The sequence below is a fragment of the Chryseomicrobium excrementi genome (assembly GCF_002798305.1).
GTDB classification, from domain to species: Bacteria; Bacillota; Bacilli; order Bacillales_A; family Planococcaceae; genus Chryseomicrobium; species Chryseomicrobium excrementi.
Genome location: NZ_PCGR01000001.1, coordinates 98,895 through 115,928, shown reverse-complemented (window position 1 = coordinate 115,928; position 17,034 = coordinate 98,895). Strand labels below are relative to the sequence as shown.

At 44.7% G+C, this 17,034-nt stretch carries 14 protein-coding genes; all 14 read right to left on the bottom strand.

Annotation, left to right across the window (positions count from 1 at the left end; translation table 11 throughout):
* Positions 1–245 precede the first annotated feature (245 nt).
* The 14 genes from thrS to hflK all read right to left on the bottom strand — a co-directional run bounded on the left by thrS (position 246) and on the right by hflK (position 17,032).
* Positions 246–2,189 carry a threonine--tRNA ligase gene (thrS, locus tag CQS04_RS00595; RefSeq protein WP_100352291.1) on the bottom strand — a complete coding sequence of 648 codons (1,944 nt, stop codon included), beginning with the start codon at positions 2,187–2,189 and terminating at the stop codon, positions 246–248.
* A gap of 315 nt (positions 2,190–2,504) precedes the next feature.
* Positions 2,505–3,218, bottom strand: coding sequence for an ABC transporter ATP-binding protein (locus CQS04_RS00590; RefSeq protein WP_100352290.1), 714 nt, complete (start codon positions 3,216–3,218; stop codon positions 2,505–2,507).
* Positions 3,215–4,774, bottom strand: a complete 1,560-nt coding sequence (locus CQS04_RS00585) for an ABC transporter permease (RefSeq protein ID WP_100352972.1) — start codon at positions 4,772–4,774, stop codon at positions 3,215–3,217. Before CQS04_RS00585 ends, CQS04_RS00590 begins: the two co-directional genes overlap by 4 nt.
* Positions 4,775–4,994: 220 nt before the next feature.
* Entirely contained in the window at positions 4,995–6,047 is a 1,053-nt protein-coding gene (locus CQS04_RS00580) for a Fe(3+) ABC transporter substrate-binding protein (protein ID WP_100352289.1), read from the bottom strand.
* A gap of 94 nt (positions 6,048–6,141) precedes the next feature.
* Positions 6,142–7,086, bottom strand: coding sequence for a primosomal protein DnaI (gene dnaI, locus CQS04_RS00575; protein ID WP_100352288.1), 945 nt, complete (start codon positions 7,084–7,086; stop codon positions 6,142–6,144).
* A 5-nt stretch (positions 7,087–7,091) separates the two neighbouring features.
* Positions 7,092–8,426 carry a replication initiation and membrane attachment family protein gene (locus CQS04_RS00570; RefSeq protein ID WP_100352287.1) on the bottom strand — a complete coding sequence of 445 codons (1,335 nt, stop codon included), beginning with the start codon at positions 8,424–8,426 and terminating at the stop codon, positions 7,092–7,094.
* 15 nt (positions 8,427–8,441) lie between these two features.
* Positions 8,442–8,909: a transcriptional regulator NrdR gene (gene nrdR, locus CQS04_RS00565; protein WP_100352286.1), complete on the bottom strand. Its 468-nt coding sequence runs from the start codon at positions 8,907–8,909 to the stop codon at positions 8,442–8,444.
* Between the two features lie 101 nt (positions 8,910–9,010).
* On the bottom strand, positions 9,011–9,385 hold the full coding sequence (speD, locus tag CQS04_RS00560; RefSeq protein ID WP_094944123.1) for an adenosylmethionine decarboxylase: 375 nt from the start codon (positions 9,383–9,385) through the stop codon (positions 9,011–9,013).
* Positions 9,386–9,761: 376 nt separating this feature from the next.
* Positions 9,762–10,781, bottom strand: coding sequence for a glyceraldehyde-3-phosphate dehydrogenase (locus tag CQS04_RS00555; protein ID WP_100352285.1), 1,020 nt, complete (start codon positions 10,779–10,781; stop codon positions 9,762–9,764).
* A 111-nt stretch (positions 10,782–10,892) separates the two neighbouring features.
* Complete coding sequence (coaE, locus tag CQS04_RS00550) at positions 10,893–11,495, bottom strand: dephospho-CoA kinase (RefSeq protein ID WP_100352284.1); 603 nt, start codon at positions 11,493–11,495, stop codon at positions 10,893–10,895.
* Between the two features lie 9 nt (positions 11,496–11,504).
* Positions 11,505–12,377 (bottom strand): bifunctional DNA-formamidopyrimidine glycosylase/DNA-(apurinic or apyrimidinic site) lyase, encoded by an 873-nt coding sequence (gene mutM / locus CQS04_RS00545; RefSeq protein ID WP_100352283.1) that lies wholly within the window; start codon positions 12,375–12,377, stop codon positions 11,505–11,507.
* 12 nt (positions 12,378–12,389) lie between these two features.
* Positions 12,390–15,017, bottom strand: coding sequence for a DNA polymerase I (gene polA, locus CQS04_RS00540; protein ID WP_100352282.1), 2,628 nt, complete (start codon positions 15,015–15,017; stop codon positions 12,390–12,392).
* A 72-nt stretch (positions 15,018–15,089) separates the two neighbouring features.
* Positions 15,090–16,076, bottom strand: a complete 987-nt coding sequence (gene hflC, locus CQS04_RS00535) for a protease modulator HflC (protein WP_100352281.1) — start codon at positions 16,074–16,076, stop codon at positions 15,090–15,092.
* Entirely contained in the window at positions 16,073–17,032 is a 960-nt protein-coding gene (gene hflK, locus CQS04_RS00530) for an FtsH protease activity modulator HflK (protein WP_100352280.1), read from the bottom strand. Before hflK ends, hflC begins: the two co-directional genes overlap by 4 nt.
* Positions 17,033–17,034: the final 2 nt, after the last annotated feature.

Here is a 17,034-nt window from a genome sequence, read left to right as displayed (position 1 = left end):
ACCTCCAAATAGTATCGCGAATACAATATCGGGTATGAAGTGCAGTTGCTGTTCACAACTTGTACCCATATAAAAAGCGGGCAGACATCTCTGTCTGCCCGCCGCTATACGACATGCAAAATGCATGTGAAAGTCGTTCTTGTGCGAACCAGTCAACAAAGTGTCGAACAGGTGAGAAGCGGGCAGCCTCTTCTTATACCACAAACATGTATTCAATAACCTTACTAACTATAGCACCTGACGAATCAGTTGTCAACAGATGATTGCACTTCTTTTACGATATGCGCCAAGAAGTCTTCAAATGCCATACTTTCTGATTTTTGTTCGCCGTATTTACGGACGTTGACTTCGCCTGCTTCTTTCTCCTTGTCTCCAAGAACAAGCATGTACGGAATCTTCTGCATCTGCGCTTCTCTGATCTTGTATCCTAGTTTCTCTTCACGGTCATCGATGTGAACGCGGAAGCCTTTCGATTTGAACTTCTCTTCTAACTGCTTCGCATAGTCATGATGCACTTCGTTAGAAACCGGGATGATCTGAAGCTGTACAGGAGCGAGCCATGTAGGGAAGGCCCCTTTGTATTCTTCGATCAAGAACGCCACAAATCGTTCCATAGTTGAAACGACACCACGGTGGATGACGACTGGGCGGTGCTGCTTGCCGTCTTCTCCGATGTAGTTTAAGTCAAAACGCTCAGGAAGCAAGAAATCAAGTTGCGCAGTAGACAATGTCTCTTCTTTACCAAGAGCTGTCTTCACCATCACGTCCAGCTTTGGTCCGTAGAACGCCGCTTCGCCTTCTGCTTCGTAATACTCAAGGCCAAGCTCGTCCATCGCTTCTTTTAACATGCCTTGTGCGCGTTCCCACATTTGATCGTCATCGAAGTATTTCTCAGTATCCGCAGGGTCACGGTAAGACAAACGGAACGAGTAGTCTTCTAGGTTGAAATCTTTGTAGACTTCTAAGATCAACTGAACTACACGTTTGAACTCGTCTTTGATCTGATCCGGACGAACGAAGATGTGCGCATCATTCAAAGTCATCCCACGAACTCGTTGAAGGCCAGACAAAGCTCCAGACATCTCATAGCGGTGCATTGTGCCAAGCTCTGCAATACGAATCGGCAAGTTGCGGTACGAGTGGATCCCGTTTTTGTAGATCATCATATGGTGAGGACAGTTCATCGGACGAAGTACCAGTTCCTCGTTGTCCATAGCCATCACAGGGAACATGTTCTCCTGATAGTGATCCCAGTGACCACTTGTTTTGTAGAGTTCCACGCTTGCCATCACTGGAGTATAAACGTGATCGTAGCCAAGTTGCACTTCTTTATCCACGATATAACGCTCGATGATACGGCGAATCGTTGCGCCTTTTGGTAACCATAACGGAAGGCCCTGGCCAACCTTTTGGCTGTTCATGAAAAGATCTAGTTCTTTCCCAATTTTGCGGTGGTCGCGCTCTTTCGCTTCTTCAAGTAGACGTAAATGCTCTTTCAAATCTTCTTTCGTGAAGAAAGCAGTACCGTAGATGCGTTGCAGCATCTTGTTGTCACTGTCTCCGCGCCAGTATGCACCAGCAACGCTTAGCAACTTGAACTCTTTTAGCTTTCCAGTTGAAGGAACGTGAACACCACGGCATAGGTCGAAGAATTCGCCTTGTTCGTAGATCGAGACTTGCTCATCTGCTGGAATTGCTTCTAACAACTCAAGCTTGTAAGGATCTTCAATTTCTGAAAAACGAGCATACGCTTCGTCACGAGAGACGTCATGACGAGTGATTGCAATGTTTTCGTTAATGATCTTTTTCATTTCTTTCTCGATGACAGCCAAATCTTCGGAAGTGATTGGCTGTTCCGAATCGATGTCGTAGTAGAATCCGCCTTCAATGACAGGACCGACGCCAAGCTTCGCATCTGGATACAGACGTTTCACCGCTTGAGCAAGTAAGTGAGCTGATGAGTGACGCAAAATCTCAAGAGCATCTGGCGAGTCTGTAGTGATGATCTCCATCTCACCGCCTTCTTGAAGTGGCGCTTTCAAATCGACTAGTTTGCCATCGATCTTAGCAGCTAGTGCTTTTTTACGAAGACCTGGGCTGATGGACTGGGCAACGTCTTCCATTGTTGTGCCACGTTCAAACTCCTTTACAGCGCCGTCTGGATAAATCAGTTGAATGTTTTCTGACATGACAATTCTCTCCTTTTCAAGTTCTGTAGAACGCAAAAAATCCCCGTCCCAATAAAGGGACGAGGAATTAATTCGTGGTTCCACCCTTCTTCTGTCTGCACGAATGCAAACGAAGCTCTACATCGGATAACGGCCGGTACCGGTATGCATTGGTTTGCATACTGTTCAGAGGTGGTAAACAACAGCGGTCCATAAGAAGCTCCCAGCCTAGGCTTCTCTCTCTAAAATGGCTCATCTTTTTGTTCATGTCCTCATCGCTACATGTAACGTAATTATGAAAATTAGTATACCGATAGTCGCAGGCTTTCGCAACCCTTATTTTAAAATGACTTCCGGGCGCTTCAGCGGCGTCCCCAACATATCGCATGGACGACCAATTTTCGTGATCTTCCCTTTGTCGAGTTTGACGATACGGTCTGCAATCGTGTGAGCGTCGTCTTCGTCGTGTGTTACAAAGATAGAAGTAATCTGAGCACGTTTTAAAATCGAATACAACTCTTCTCGAATCTTATACTGAAGCTCTTTGTCCAGGTTCGAGAACGGCTCATCTAGTAACAACAGTTTAGGATTCGGTGCAAGTGCACGCGCGAGAGCGACACGCTGCTGCTGACCACCACTCAATTGGTGGGGATAGCGCTTCTTGTAATCTCCCATCTCGACTAGTTCAAGTACTTCATTCGCTCGTTTCAACCGTTCGGTGCGAGACAAATGGCTCAGTCCAAACTTCACATTATCAAGAACCGTCATATGCGGAAACAACGCGTAATCTTGGAAAACTAGACCGATGCCGCGTTTTTCAGGTTGCACGAAGTGCTTGCCATCAAACATCGTCTCCTCATACAGACGAAATTCTCCTTTTTCAGGAATCTCAAGACCTGCAAGGATTCGAAGCATCGTACTCTTTCCACTCCCGCTTCGTCCGAGGATCGAGATCACTTCTCCCGTCTCAATCGTCATGCAAAAATGATCGATGGCGAGTTCTTTACTATTGCGATAAGAGAAACATACGTCTTTAATTTCAATGGTCATTTTGCATCCTCCTTATCCAGCAATCTATAGAATATAAAAATGGCCAGAGCACTCATGGCGATAATGATAAGAGACGGTTGACTGGCTTGCATGATTTTTTCATCTCCAGCGTACTGGAACGCTTTTGTTGCAAGTGTCTCAAAGTTGAACGGCCGCAAAATCAAGGTCAGCGGAATCTCTTTCATGATATCCACAAATACGAGCATCAAACCAGAAATAATAGCTCCTTTAAGAAGTGGAATATCAACTTTGAAAAATGTCTTCGTCACGGAAGCTCCCAGCATACGTGATGCCAGACTGAAGTTCACACCGATCTTATCGTAACCCGACTCGATGGCATTGTACCCAATGGCGAAGAAACGGACGATGTAGGCCACTACAAGCATCACAACACTGGTACTAAGAACAAGCGTTGAATCAAGCCCCCATGCACTATAAAGAGACCCAAGTTGGCGATCGAGCCAGATAAACATCGTGACAATAGCCACTGCGATGACCGCTCCAGGAATCGAATACCCCACGATCGTGAACTTCGGTAACACTTTTCCAATGCGCCCTTTTGCAAAGCGTTGGAAGTTCCCTACAATCAGTGAACCTGCAATGATAACGACAGAAGCTATTCCAGCTACTAACATCGAGTTGCGAATGTAGGTCGTGAACTCATCGTTAGGAATCGCTCCCCACGTCAATACGAACCAGTCGATCAACTGAATGACCGGAATGAGGAAGGCCAGACAGAAAATCAGCGTAACATAACCAAACGCTCCCCATTTACGGAAGCCTGTTAGTCTCACTTTCGGCAACGGGTTGACTTTTGTATTGGAATAACTGAACTGTTTTGTTCCTCGAAGGAGCTTCTCCACGACGAGCATCAACACGACAAATGTCATTAGAGATGCAGCAAGCTTGATAGCTGCATCAATATCGCCCAAGCCAAACCACGTCTGGAAGATGGCTGTACTGAACGTCTGGATGCCGTAATACTTTACGACTCCGTAATCGTTCAACACTTCAAGCGAGACAAGACTCACCCCTCCTATGATGGCTGCACGGGAGATCGGCAACACGACTTTAAAGAAAATCGCCCATGGGCCTTTCCCAAGAAGTTTCGCACTTTCAACAAGCGATGCTGCCTGTTGTGTCAAGAACACGCGCGTAATGGTATACACATACGGAAACAAGAACATCGTGTAGATGAAAATGGCTCCCGGAATATTCATGATGTCAAAAAACTTTTGATTCACTGGCATATTAAAGACATTGCGAAGTGTCGTCTGAATGACTCCTGTATAACTCATCATCCCAGAGTACGTATACGCAGCGATAAATGGTGGGATTGATAAGGGTAGGATCAGTGCCCATTTATAAAAACGACTTAATGGAAATTCATATTGAGCAATCAGCCAAGCCAGGCTTGTTCCAATGACAATGGTTCCAACTGCCGTATAAAAGACAAGTAAGAACGACGTCTTCATGTAATCTTGAAGCATGTATTCCTTGATATGTTCCCAGTTCTCGCTAGATGGTGCCAATAATCCTCCGATGATAGGAAGCATCGGGGAAAGTAAAGAAAGAACGATAATGACAGACAAGATGGTCCATCCGTTCAAGTAGTAGGAAAGTTTTCTCACGTGGGTGTCATGCCCTTCTATAGACCGTATTTCTATGCGGTATCATTATAGCATGCAAATCAGAGAAAAGTCCGGTAAATGATACTCATTCTCGATGAATGTTCACAAAATAAAAAAACCTCCCAAAATTGGGAGGCTCATGTGATTACTTCCAACCGACTTGGTTGAAGATCATCACTGCTTTTGAATTGTTTGTTCCAAGCTCAGAAAGTGGAATCTCTTGCTCTTTGAATTCGCCCCAAGACTGAAGCAATTCAGCAGCTGGTACTGCTTCGTTCACTGGGTACTCATAGTTTGCTTCTGCAAATGTCCCTTGTGCTTCTTCAGCTGATAGGAATTCAAGTAGTTTGATAGCATTTTCTTTGTTCTTAGCACCTTTGACCATACCTGCACCTGACACGTTGACATGCGTTCCAGTTGTCTCTTGGTTCGGGAAGAAGACGCCAAGGTTTTCTGCTACTTTCACTTCTTCTGGATCATCAGAGTTCACCATTTGACCAAGGTAGTAGGTGTTCATGATTGCGACATCACCGATACCTGCAGCGATTGCTTTTGCTTGGTCACGGTCTCCACCTTCAGGATCACGGGCAAAGTTGTTTACCATTCCTTCAGCCCAAGCTGTTGCTTGTTCTTCGCCATCAATAGCGATGAATGAAGCTAATAGAGATTGGTTGTAGATGTTTTCAGATGAACGGATCAACACACGGCCGTTCCACTCTTCTTCTGCCAATGCTTCATAAGTAGAAAGATCTTCTGGTTTTACAGTTTCTTTATTGTAAACAATAACACGTGCGCGTTTCGTAAGACCGAACCATTGGTTGTCTTCGTCACGGTATTTCTCAGGAATCTGTTCGAATAGCACATCACTCTCTGCTGACTCAAGAACGCCTTCTTCTTTCGCACGGTAGAGACGGCCAACGTCTGCTGTGTAAAGTAGATCGGCTTCTGTCGCTTCACCTTCACGTTTGATACGCTCTAACAGCTCATCTTCTTCTCCACTGATGACGTTCACTTTAATTCCTGTTTCTTCTTCAAACTTCGCAAACAATTCGTCATCTACATCATAGTGACGGCTTGTATATAGATTCACTTCTTCCGAAGCGGTAGAGTTGTCGTTTTCTGCTGACTCTGAAGACGAGTTCGAGCAAGCGGCAAGAAATAGTGCCAGAACGGCTACTAAAGCAAGTAACTTTTTCATGATGTCGCTCCTTTTGTAATTGATAATGAATTTCATTTCCATGGATTAGTATAGCCTCATTGAGAATGAAAATCAACAAAAAAAGCGAAAAAGTTTAGAAACTTTCTCGCCAATTTTTGCCTTGGAGCTGAATCGGAATTGTCAAGGCTTTGATTCGTTCAAGAATCCTTCCTGCTTTCACAGGTTCCTTTTCTCCGCGTTGTGTAGTTGTAAAGTGATGCTGAAGTTCTTCATAAGTAAAGTTTGAAGAAATAAAAGTTGGTAGTTGTTGTGCCATGCGGTGCTGCAAGATCGTCCCGATAATATCGTCTCGAGTCCATGACGACATCGTCTCTGCTCCAAGATCATCAAGCATCAAGACAGATGCATTTTTCACCGTCTCCATTTTCTCACTTAGCGAATTTTCTTGGATGGATTGACGCATCTCTCGCAGAAACTCTGGTACATATACGAGGACCGTAGAAATTTGGCGGTCCGCCAGTTCATTCGCAATGGCCCCAAGAATATACGATTTTCCAACACCAAATGAGCCGTGGATATAGAGACCCTTTGTCGGAAGAACATGCTCCTTCTCATAGGCATCAATAAAGTTCTTAGCAGCTCGAAGTGCAAGGACTCGCGAACCGTCAGTGAGATCGACATCAGAAAATGTTGCAGCAAGCACGTCTTTTGGCATATGCATGCTATGAATCATCGAAGAAATCGATTGGCGCTCATCTTCAATGCGACCTTGTCGGCAGCGAGAATAATCGATTTCAATGCGGCCTTTGCCCATTACAAGACGTGGTTCAAAACCTTTGATCAAGTTTTGGCACTGTGCGACGCTCGGGCATCCTTTGCAGTCATGCGTCTGTTCGACATATTCGTAGAGCTTACTCATACTGGCATTCAAGACTTCAGGTGTGACGACATTCGCATTCGCTTGCAAAAATTCCTGAACATCTCGATTTTCTAATACTTCTTTTTTCATTTCTTCCATTCGAATAGCAAAAGAAGGATTCGAGATCATGCGTTTTAATGTCCGATTGATTGGTTCCATTTCATTCACCGGCCTTTCGTTGCGCTGATTTCAGCAAGCAACTTTTGACGTTCCGCTTCTATATCAATGGTTGGATCTGCAGCTGCAGATTGCTTCGCAGGTGCTTTTTTATCTAACCATTCAGGTACTTTTTCTTGTCGTTTGTAGGATTTGTTAGAAGATGTGGTCTCGCCGTTCTTCCATTTCATATATTGCGTATGTTCTTGACGTGCGAGTTCCATCGCTTCTTTTGCCGTCTTCACTTTTTTCCGAACCCAGTGGGACGCGATTTTCTCAGCAAACGTCTTAGTAAGTTTCATATCTGTTCGAAGCATCACGTACTGAATCAAAACGTTGACGACGCCAGTGGGCATCTCATAGACCGTGATGAAACGGTTAACGAGTTCGATGTCTGCAGGGAATGGCTCTTTCCCCCCTGCACTATCTCGCAACACTTCAAGTGGCGACGTGCTCTCCAGGTATAACAAGTATTCTTGCTCTTTAGAGGCTGGAGGAATTGCAGATGCAGAAGATTTTGATTCAACTGGCTGCTGCTTCACGGACGACTGCAAAGCAGGTGACCGGTCCACTTTCAATTTGAAGTAATCTTCACACGAGCGTTTTAAACGCTCCGTCGAAATATGTGTTGGATCATCCACTGCAAGTAGAATAATCTTCTGCATATCAAGTGGTGAATAGCCATATAAGAAAGCAAGCTTTGCTATCAGTCTCTTGATTTCTGGTGTGACCAATTTGCGAGGCAATAAATGTTCACTCAAGCCATCGAGTAACAGCTCGAAATCAAACTCGTGCTCGAACTCATAGCTTTCGCGCGTGTCTTTTTCAGTACTAGCTGTAACATTTTTTTGCTTCAGGTTTGGCTGAAAAACATCCGTAAAACTGCGCGTCACTTCTACACCCTTCTTTTGCCAAGGCGTTGACTTTTGGTAACGCTTCTCAAGCTGCTGATAACTCTGATCTCCAATCTTGTTCCAAAGGAAAATCGACAACAGAGGATCCGCAAAGAATGCTTGTGGTGTCAGCGGCTTCTGCAGCTCGTAATAAAATGTTCGTTGTTCGTCACCTGCACGCCATGTACGAAGCAGTCCAATAGCTTCTAGATGAGCACGCGCCTCAAAGACACGTTGAGCTGTCAAAGACATCGCATTCATTAGACTGTAATGGCTGTACTCCGTCTTCATCGAATCAGAGAACGTCCAAAGCTGTTGATACAGCGTGAACGCTTCAGGGCCGATGATTGGCTGATAGAGGAGCGTGATGGTTTGTAGGTCTTCTGTTGAAATGGGAGCAGCGATACTGGTGCGAAAGGCGTCCATAGGTTGTAATTCTTTGTGTAGCATCTGCTCTCATCCTTTCTAGTGTGAAGAAGGGTTACGTTTTAATAACTCTCTTACTTCTTCCATAAATACATTGATATCTTTGAATTGGCGGTACACAGATGCGAAGCGAACATAGGCGACTTCGTCGACTGCAGCAAGTTTCTCCATCACTTGTTCTCCGACATGCTCTGACTTCACTTCGGAATTGCCTGTACGGCGCAGTTCTTTTTCAATCGAGAACACGACTTCTTCTAACTGTTCTAGAGTGACTGGGCGTTTTTCACACGCACGAATCAATCCACGCAGCATTTTTTCGCGACTGAACTCTTCTCGTGAGCCATCTTTTTTGACCACGATCAGTGGCGTCTCTTCTACTTTTTCAAACGTCGTAAAGCGAAACCCACATTGTTCACATTCGCGTCTTCTTCGTATGGACTTGTTTTCATCGACCGGTCGTGAATCGACTACTTTCGTGCCATTGTATTGGCAGGAAGGACATCTCATAATTAACGCTCCTATATGCTCGTATTTCATTCATTATACTAAAGTTAGGGCACTTCTGCACCCATAGAAAAAGCAGAGGGAGATTCCCCTCTGCTGTAATTTTAAACCGTTTGTAATGATTTTGCTGCAACTGGGCCCATACCACGTGGAAGCTCCATCAACTCACGCGTTTTAGCGTGAAGTGCCTCGGCGATATAATTGGCTGCAATTGTTGGATCCAGGTCACCGCATGTGTATACATCGATACTCGCGTATCCATGCTCTGGAAAGCTGTGAATCGTTAAATGTGATTCTGAAATGATGACCACTCCACTTACACCTTGAGGTGCAAATTTATGAAACGCAACTTCGCGTACTTCCGCACCAGATTTTAGCGCAGCATCTACGAAAGTTTGTTCAATGAAGTTCACGTCGTTCAATTTGTCGAAATCGCATTCCCACAGCTCAGCAATGATGTGACGTCCCATTGTTTCCAATGTCCGTTTCCCCCTTTGACTGGAATTTTTAATCAAAGTGACTACCACGGGGGAAAGTTAGTCCAGAGAGGTCCTAACCCTTTAAGTAGCCGGTGCTTTTGGCACGATTTTCATTATACGAACATCCGACATAAAATGCAACACAATTTTAAAAGGAGCTCTGTACTCTCTGTTCAGGCTTTCCTGCGAAGTTTCAAAATTAGTATCGAATAAATTACTTCGGTCGAAGAAAGTTTGAAAATTGTAGAATAAATCTTCGAATTTGTAGAATAAAATCCGAGATTTGCAGAATAAATCCTCGTAATTGTCGATGAACGCTCGCTCAGCCAACCGCGCACAAAAAAAGGCGCCACAATGGGCGCCTTTCACATCTAACTTATGCAGTAATTGCTTCTAGTGATTTCGCAACTTTCTGAGTCAAGTCCACTACGCGAGCTGAGTAGCCCCACTCGTTGTCGTACCAAGCAAGAACTTTCACTTTGCGGTCACCAATTACCATTGTCGTCAAGCCGTCCACTGTTGCAGAAACAGTTGTCGTGTTGAAATCGATAGAAACTAATGGATCTTGAGTGATTGCTAAGATACCTTTCATGGAACCTGAAGCTGCTTTTTCAAATGCCAAGTTCACATCTTCTGCCGTCACGTCGCGTTCTAAGTCAACAACTAAGTCTACTAAAGAAACGTTTGGTGTTGGGACGCGAAGAGCCATCCCGTGCATTTTACCTTTCAACTCAGGAAGCACCAATGTCAATGCTTTCGCAGCACCAGTAGATGTCGGAATAATCGACTGTGCACATGCGCGCGCACGACGAAGATCTTTGTGCGGGTTGTCTAAGTTGTTTTGGTCGTTTGTATACGCATGAACCGTAGTCATCAATCCGTTGACGATACCGAATTCATCGTTTAACACTTTTGCTACAGGAGCTAAACAGTTGGTTGTGCAGCTTGCGTTCGAGATGACGTCATGTTTTTCGAGATCTAGTTGGTCATCATTGACTCCAAGAACCACAGTGATGTCTTCGTTCTTTCCTGGAGCAGTCAAAATGACTTTCTTAGCTCCTGCTTCAAGATGAAGCGCGGCGCCTGAACGTTCATTGAACTTTCCAGTGGCTTCGATCACGATATCTACACCTAATTCTTTCCAAGGTAGTGCAGCTGGGTTGCGTTCGCTTACGATTTGAATGCGCTTACCATTTACGATAAGAGCGTTCTCAGCTGTCTCTACTTCACCTTCAAATTTACCGTGTACGGAATCGTAACGGATCAAATGAGCCAAAGTATCCACTGGATAACTAGCATTGATTGCCACAATCGAAAGATCGTCTTTCATAATCGCCTGGCGAAACACCATGCGTCCAATTCGTCCAAAACCATTAATCGCAATAGAAGCTGTCATAAATACCGTTCCTCCTGTTAACTATGTGATACTAATTCACTTAATATGCAATTAGTATAACACATTAAAGTCTATCTGGTACGCTAATATGTGACACAAATAAAAGTTCCATTATTCTGACAGTGCCTGTTTCCATTCTGCTACAAGGGAATCTACTTGTCCGTACAACTCATCTAATGTGCCGTCATTTTGAATGACATCATCCGCCCACTCCATTTTATCGGTGATGGGAATTTGAGATGCAATTCGTTCCTCTGCTTGTCGCTCTGTGAAATCATTTCGTGCCATCAAGCGCTGTTTTTGGATTTCCGGTGTCGTTCCTACGACTACAATGTGTTCTACGAAATGCTCTAACTTGCTTTCAAATAACAGGGGGATATCTAAAATAACGATTTTTTCTCCCTGCGCAACATAGACATCTTTTTGACGCAGCATCTCCTGACGAATAGCGGGATGGATGATTCCGTTCAAAACTTTTCGCTTTTCTTCGTTCCCAAAAATTTGACGACCAATCTCTTCCCGATTCATCGTGCCATCAGCTAAAAGCGCGTCTTCACCAAAAGCTTCTTTGATTTTTTGGAGAGTAGCTGTTCCTGGCTCCACTACTTGTCTTGCAATCAGATCGGCATCGACTACCGGAATCCCATGCTCTTTAAAACGATTCGCAACAGTACTTTTACCAGTTGCTATACTCCCAGTTAATCCAATGATCATAGTGACCTCCTATTTTTGACATACTGGACAGTAGGTAGACGTTCGGCCTCCTATAACCATCTGCTTTGTTTCTGTCCCACAAGTTGGGCACTGCTTCTTCCCGTACATCTTCAAAAAATGCTGCATGTTTCCAGCACCACCATTGACATTCCGGTAGTCGGAGATGCTACTTCCTCCCCGTTCGATACTTTCTTTCAACACGTCAACAATCGCTTGATACAACTCGATTTTGCGTTTTTTTGAGATACGAGCCACTTGGCGATTTGGATGAATCTTCATTCGAAATAATGCTTCTGTCGCATAGATGTTTCCGCATCCTGAAATCACATGGCCATCCATGATAAACGCTTTAATAGGTTTGGTCTTATACTTTGGCAGTTCTGCCATCTCCAAATAATGTGCAAGGCCTTCCTCTGTAAACGGCTCTGGTGCCATTGCGAGAAGCGGCGGATGATCGTGAAGCTCATGTAAAAAACGCAGCTCTCCGAATCGTCGAATATCTGAATACACGAGTGTCGACCCATCATCTAATGTAAAGATCACGTGAATGTGATTGCGAAACTTGGCTTCTGTGATGTCATCTAAAGTGTTCACAGGGAACCAGGCTCCCGTCATTCCGAGATGTCCAACCATCCAAGCGCGCTGTCCCTCGTGTTCTAGTTCAAAAAACATATATTTCGAGCGGCGCGTCAGTTGTTTGATTTGAAACCCTTGCACCGCTTCAGAAAAAGCAGCAGGAGCAAGCCCTTTGATAATGGCTTGCTTCCCTGCTTCGTGACTGGTCACTAACTGATCAGATACATGAATCTTCTCAATCGTTTTTCCAACAATATACGGTCTCAAGGATTCGACGACGCCTTCTACTTCTGGTAGTTCAGGCATTCAAATCCCTCCTTATTTCGTTTCGTACCATGTCTTACCGTGTGCAAAATCTACTTTCAGTGGTACCGATAGTTCTACGGCATGTTCCATAACGTGAGGCACGAGCTTTTCAATCGTCTCGAGCTCGTCCACTGGGACTTCAAAGATCAGTTCATCGTGAACTTGTAATAACATCTTCGTCTTCAAGCCGCGTTCTTCAATTTCTCGGTCCATGTCAATCATCGCTTTTTTGATGATGTCGGCAGCACTACCTTGAATCGGTGTATTCATGGCTGTCCGCTCTGCAAATCCTCGAAGGTTGAAGTTCGAGCTTGTGATTTCTGGCAAGTAGCGACGACGGTTCATGATGGTCGTGACAAAGCCGTGCTTTTTCGCTTCAGCAATCGCGTTGTCCATAAACTCTTTGACACCTGGGAAGCTCGTCAAATAGTTGTCGATGAATGTAGCCGCTTCTTTTCGAGTAATGGAAAGACTCTGCGACAAACCGTAATCACTGATTCCATAAATAATCCCAAAATTGACGGCTTTTGCAGCTCGACGCATGTTAGATGTGACTTCTTCAGCTTTGACCCCAAACACATCCATCGCTGTTTGCGTATGAATATCTCGGTCTTCCTGGAAGGCACGGACCAGTTTTTCGTCTTGAGACATATGCGCCATGACGCGAAGCTCAATCTGAGAATAATCGGCTGCGAACAATACCCAACCATCTTCAGAAGGTACAAATGCCTGACGAATCTTGCGCCCTTCTTCGATACGAATCGGAATATTTTGCAAGTTCGGATTGATCGAACTCAACCGGCCGGTAGACGTCAGCGCTTGTTGGTAGCGCGTATGCACTTTTCCATCTTCGTGAATTTCTTTCAGTAACCCCTCAATATACGTCGACTGCAGCTTACCAAGTTGACGATATAACAAGATTTCCGAAATGATCTCATGCTGCCCTTGCAGTTTTTCAAGAACATCGGCAGCAGTTGAATAGCCCGTCTTGGTCTTCTTGATAGCCGGTAAGCCTAACTTTTCAAATAAGATAACACCCAGCTGCTTCGGTGAATTGATATTGAAATCTTCCCCCGCCATCTCATGGATGCGCTTCTCGATTTGCTCTAGACGCCCTCGAAGCTCTACACCCATCTTCTTTAGAGTCTCTCGGTCCACTCGAACTCCGAACGATTCCATCTCTCCTAATACACTCGCAAGTGGCAATTCGAGATTGTGATAGAGGTCGTACTGTTCGGTCTCTTTCAGTTTAGATTCAACAACATCTTTAAGCTTCCAAACAGCAGTAGCTTTTCGGATTACATGTTCAAACAGCACGTCTCCTTCTGGAGCTTTCTTCTTCGCTCCTTTCCCGTAAAGAGCTTCGTCATCATCAACCTCCCCGTGACCGAAGTGACGCGCAAGTGATGCGAGGTCTTGTGAAGAAGACATTGAAGGATCGGAAATATACGCTGCAAGAAGAAGATCAAAACTTGCCCCTTTTAACTCACAACCGAAACGTTTAGCCACTGCTTGGAACGCTTTGACGTCATAGCAACGTTTCGACTTCGTCTCGTCTTCTAGCCATGCCTTAAATAAAGGATCTGAAAACGCAGCGTTTCCTTCCATGACGTACTGGCCTTTTTCCCCCACAATCCCAACAGCTAAAATATCCGTTGTGTGGTAATGGTCATCATACAGTTCAACATGAAGGGCCATGTCTTGTTCAAAGTGCTCTGACTTCCACTCTGTCACGACTTCATAGGAAACTTCGGCCAATTCTTTTGTGTCCGATTGGAACGCCGATTTTTCAAGTAGCGTTTTAAACTGAAGCTGCTGCCAGATCGTATGGACTTTTTCCATATCCGGACCCGGGTACGGAATCGAATCCAGATTCACTGCTATCGGTGCATCCCGTTCAATCGTAGCGAGCTGCTTGCTAATATGCGCAAGCTCTTCGTTTGCCACAAGCTTTTCTTTCATCTTCGACGCTTTCATATCGTCCATATGTGCGTACACGCCTTCGACGGTTTCATAAGCAGTCAACAGCTTGATAGCCGTTTTCTCTCCAACACCCGGAACTCCTGGGATGTTATCGGATGCGTCTCCCATTAGTCCTTTCATGTCGATGATTTGAAGTGGTGTCAGACCGTATTTTTCCTGGATATGTTCGGGTGTATAGTGCTCGAGATCTGTGATGCCTTTTCGTGTGATTTGAACGGTTGTAAGTGAGCTTGCGAGCTGCGTCAAATCTTTATCTCCACTGATGACGACGGTCTCAATACCTTGTGCTTCTGCTTGCTTCGACAAGGTACCAATAATATCATCAGCTTCGTATTGATCAAGCTCATACTGAGGAATCTGATACGCTTCAACTAATTGGCGAATGTAAGTAAATTGCTCGGAAAGCTCAGGTGGTGTCTTTTGGCGACCTCCTTTATATTCAGAGAACGTCGCATGACGGAATGTCGTTTTCCCCGCATCCCATGCGATTAACATATGAGTCGGTTGTTCTTCTTCTACGATTTTCTGAAGCATCATCGTAAATCCGTAAGTGGCGTTTGTATGGATGCCCTGTTCGTTTGTTAAAAGTGGTAAGGCGAAGAAGGCACGGTACGCCAAACTGTTCCCATCCACTAAGACTACTTTTTGTTTTGACACATCTGTCACTCCTTTTTTGAACGAAAAAACCTTGCTTTCAGTTTACCATGACTGAAAGCAAGGTGTGGTCCATTACGGTGTAATCCCGGAAAGAATCTGAGCATATGGAGAATCTGATGGCAACATGATGACCGTGTCTTCCCCAATTGTCGATTTATAGGATTCTAATGTGCGGTACAAATTATAGAACTCAGGATCCTTCGAGAAGGATTGGTTGTAGATGCGTGCAGCCTCCGCTTCTCCTTCTGAAATGATGACAGCAGCTTCTCGTTCTGCATTTGCGATGATTTCTCGTACTTGGCGGTCCGTCTCTGCTTCGATACGACGCTTGTCCGCATCTCCTTCAGATAAGAATTTCTGCGCAATCTTCTCACGCTCAGAAATCATGTCTTGGTAAACGGCTTGCTCGTTTTCTACAGGAAGGTCCGTACGTTTAATACGAACGTCAAGTACTTCGATACCGTATGAATCAGCAGCGAGCAACTCATTCACTCGAGCCGTAACTTGTTCTCCTAAACTGCCTCTTGATGTATCTTCATCATTGATGATTTCTGAGTAATCTAGTCGCCCAAGCTCGGTACGAACGACTGAGTAGATGAATTCTTCCATACGAGATTCTGCGTTGATTAACGTTCCAGCGTTGGCAATCATCTGCTGCGGGTTGTTCACTTTCCAAACAGCGTAATTATCAATGATAATACGGCGTTTGTCTTTCGTGTTGATCTCCGCTTCCGAAATCTCATAGTTCATCAAATATTTCGGTACAGTTGTTGTACTTTGCACGAATGGAACGGTAAACCCAAGACCAGGCTCTTCAACGACTTTGACGATTTCTCCGAACTGACGAACAATTTTGTATTCTCCTTCACGTACTACATACATGTTGGTCAGGAAAATGACGATGAGGACAAAGGCTAGGAAGACGCCTCCGATAATTTTGCCGTGCTTCTTCCAATCAAGAACAAACTCGGATTTTGCTTTAGGCTTTTTTGGTTTTTTCTTTTGATTAAGTGCAAATCGCTCTTCAAGAGAGACAAAGTTGGAATCTTTCTCGGTCATTCGTTATCGCTCCCTTCCGTTGCAACTGGTGGCGTTGTACGTGATCCTGCAAGTGGCAAATAAGTCATATTGCCCGTATTTTCGTTCATAATATAGAGCTGCGCATTAGGTAGCACCGCTTCCAACGTCTCGAGAACCAGTCGGTCCCGCGTGATCTCTTTGTTCTGCGCATACTCTTCGTACAGTTCATTGAAAAGGGCCACATCTCCACGTGCTTGCTCGATACGGGCAATTTTTTCCCCTGTAGCATTTGAGATGATAGCATCTTTTTCCCCGTTCGCTTCTCCCAGACGTTGGTTCTCATAGCGCCCTGCTTGGTTCACTTTGATGTTCTTTTGTTCTTCCGCATCTCGCACGGCAGTAAATGCTTGACGGACTTCTTCGTTCGGAAGCTCAACGTCTTGTAGATTGACTGACAATACTGTAATCCCGATATCGTATTTCGTCACTAGGTCTGCAAGTAGATCTCGAGTTGTCGCTTCGATTTCTGCTTTACCAGAAGTCAACGCGTCATCAATCTTAGAACTTCCGATAACGGAGCGGATGGAAGCGGATGTAGCCGAGTGAAGAAGTTCTCGTGGATCTTCCGAATTGAACAGATAGTCACGTGGATTCGTGATTCGCCACTGGACGACTAAGTCTGCTAATACGATGTTGTCATCTCCTGTGATCATCTTGGTCTCGTCGTCATAAGAGACGATTTCTCCGTCTGACGTCTGTTGGTAGCCAAACTGTAAACTGAACGTCTCTTTAGAAAGTTTTTCTACTTGTTGGATTGGCCAAGGCATTTTAAATTTTAGTCCCGGTTCTGTGATAGGATCTCCTGCATCTCCAAATGTGATGACGATGGCTTGCTCGGATTCATCGACTGTATACCACGATGTCGCAATTACTAGAAGGACAATAAGTCCCGCAATTGAGACACCGATGATGGATAGTAAACGTTTTGTTGTCATTA

What these genes read in the sequence shown, in the direction of transcription:
- CQS04_RS00570 (WP_100352287.1), bottom strand. Translation starts at nt 8,426, where the DNA reads ATGCTACACAAAGAATTACAACCTATGGACGCCTTTCGCACCAGTATC.
- coaE (WP_100352284.1), bottom strand. Translation starts at nt 11,495, where the DNA reads ATGATCATTGGATTAACTGGGAGTATAGCAACTGGTAAAAGTACTGTT.
- CQS04_RS00590 (WP_100352290.1), bottom strand. Translation starts at nt 3,218, where the DNA reads ATGACCATTGAAATTAAAGACGTATGTTTCTCTTATCGCAATAGTAAA.
- mutM (WP_100352283.1), bottom strand. Translation starts at nt 12,377, where the DNA reads ATGCCTGAACTACCAGAAGTAGAAGGCGTCGTCGAATCCTTGAGACCG.
- CQS04_RS00555 (WP_100352285.1), bottom strand. Translation starts at nt 10,781, where the DNA reads ATGACAGCTTCTATTGCGATTAATGGTTTTGGACGAATTGGACGCATG.
- CQS04_RS00585 (WP_100352972.1), bottom strand. Translation starts at nt 4,774, where the DNA reads ATGCTTCCTATCATCGGAGGATTATTGGCACCATCTAGCGAGAACTGG.
- hflK (WP_100352280.1), bottom strand. Translation starts at nt 17,032, where the DNA reads ATGACAACAAAACGTTTACTATCCATCATCGGTGTCTCAATTGCGGGA.
- hflC (WP_100352281.1), bottom strand. Translation starts at nt 16,076, where the DNA reads ATGACCGAGAAAGATTCCAACTTTGTCTCTCTTGAAGAGCGATTTGCA.
- dnaI (WP_100352288.1), bottom strand. Translation starts at nt 7,086, where the DNA reads ATGGAACCAATCAATCGGACATTAAAACGCATGATCTCGAATCCTTCT.
- nrdR (WP_100352286.1), bottom strand. Translation starts at nt 8,909, where the DNA reads ATGAGATGTCCTTCCTGCCAATACAATGGCACGAAAGTAGTCGATTCA.
- thrS (WP_100352291.1), bottom strand. Translation starts at nt 2,189, where the DNA reads ATGTCAGAAAACATTCAACTGATTTATCCAGACGGCGCTGTAAAGGAG.
- CQS04_RS00580 (WP_100352289.1), bottom strand. Translation starts at nt 6,047, where the DNA reads ATGAAAAAGTTACTTGCTTTAGTAGCCGTTCTGGCACTATTTCTTGCC.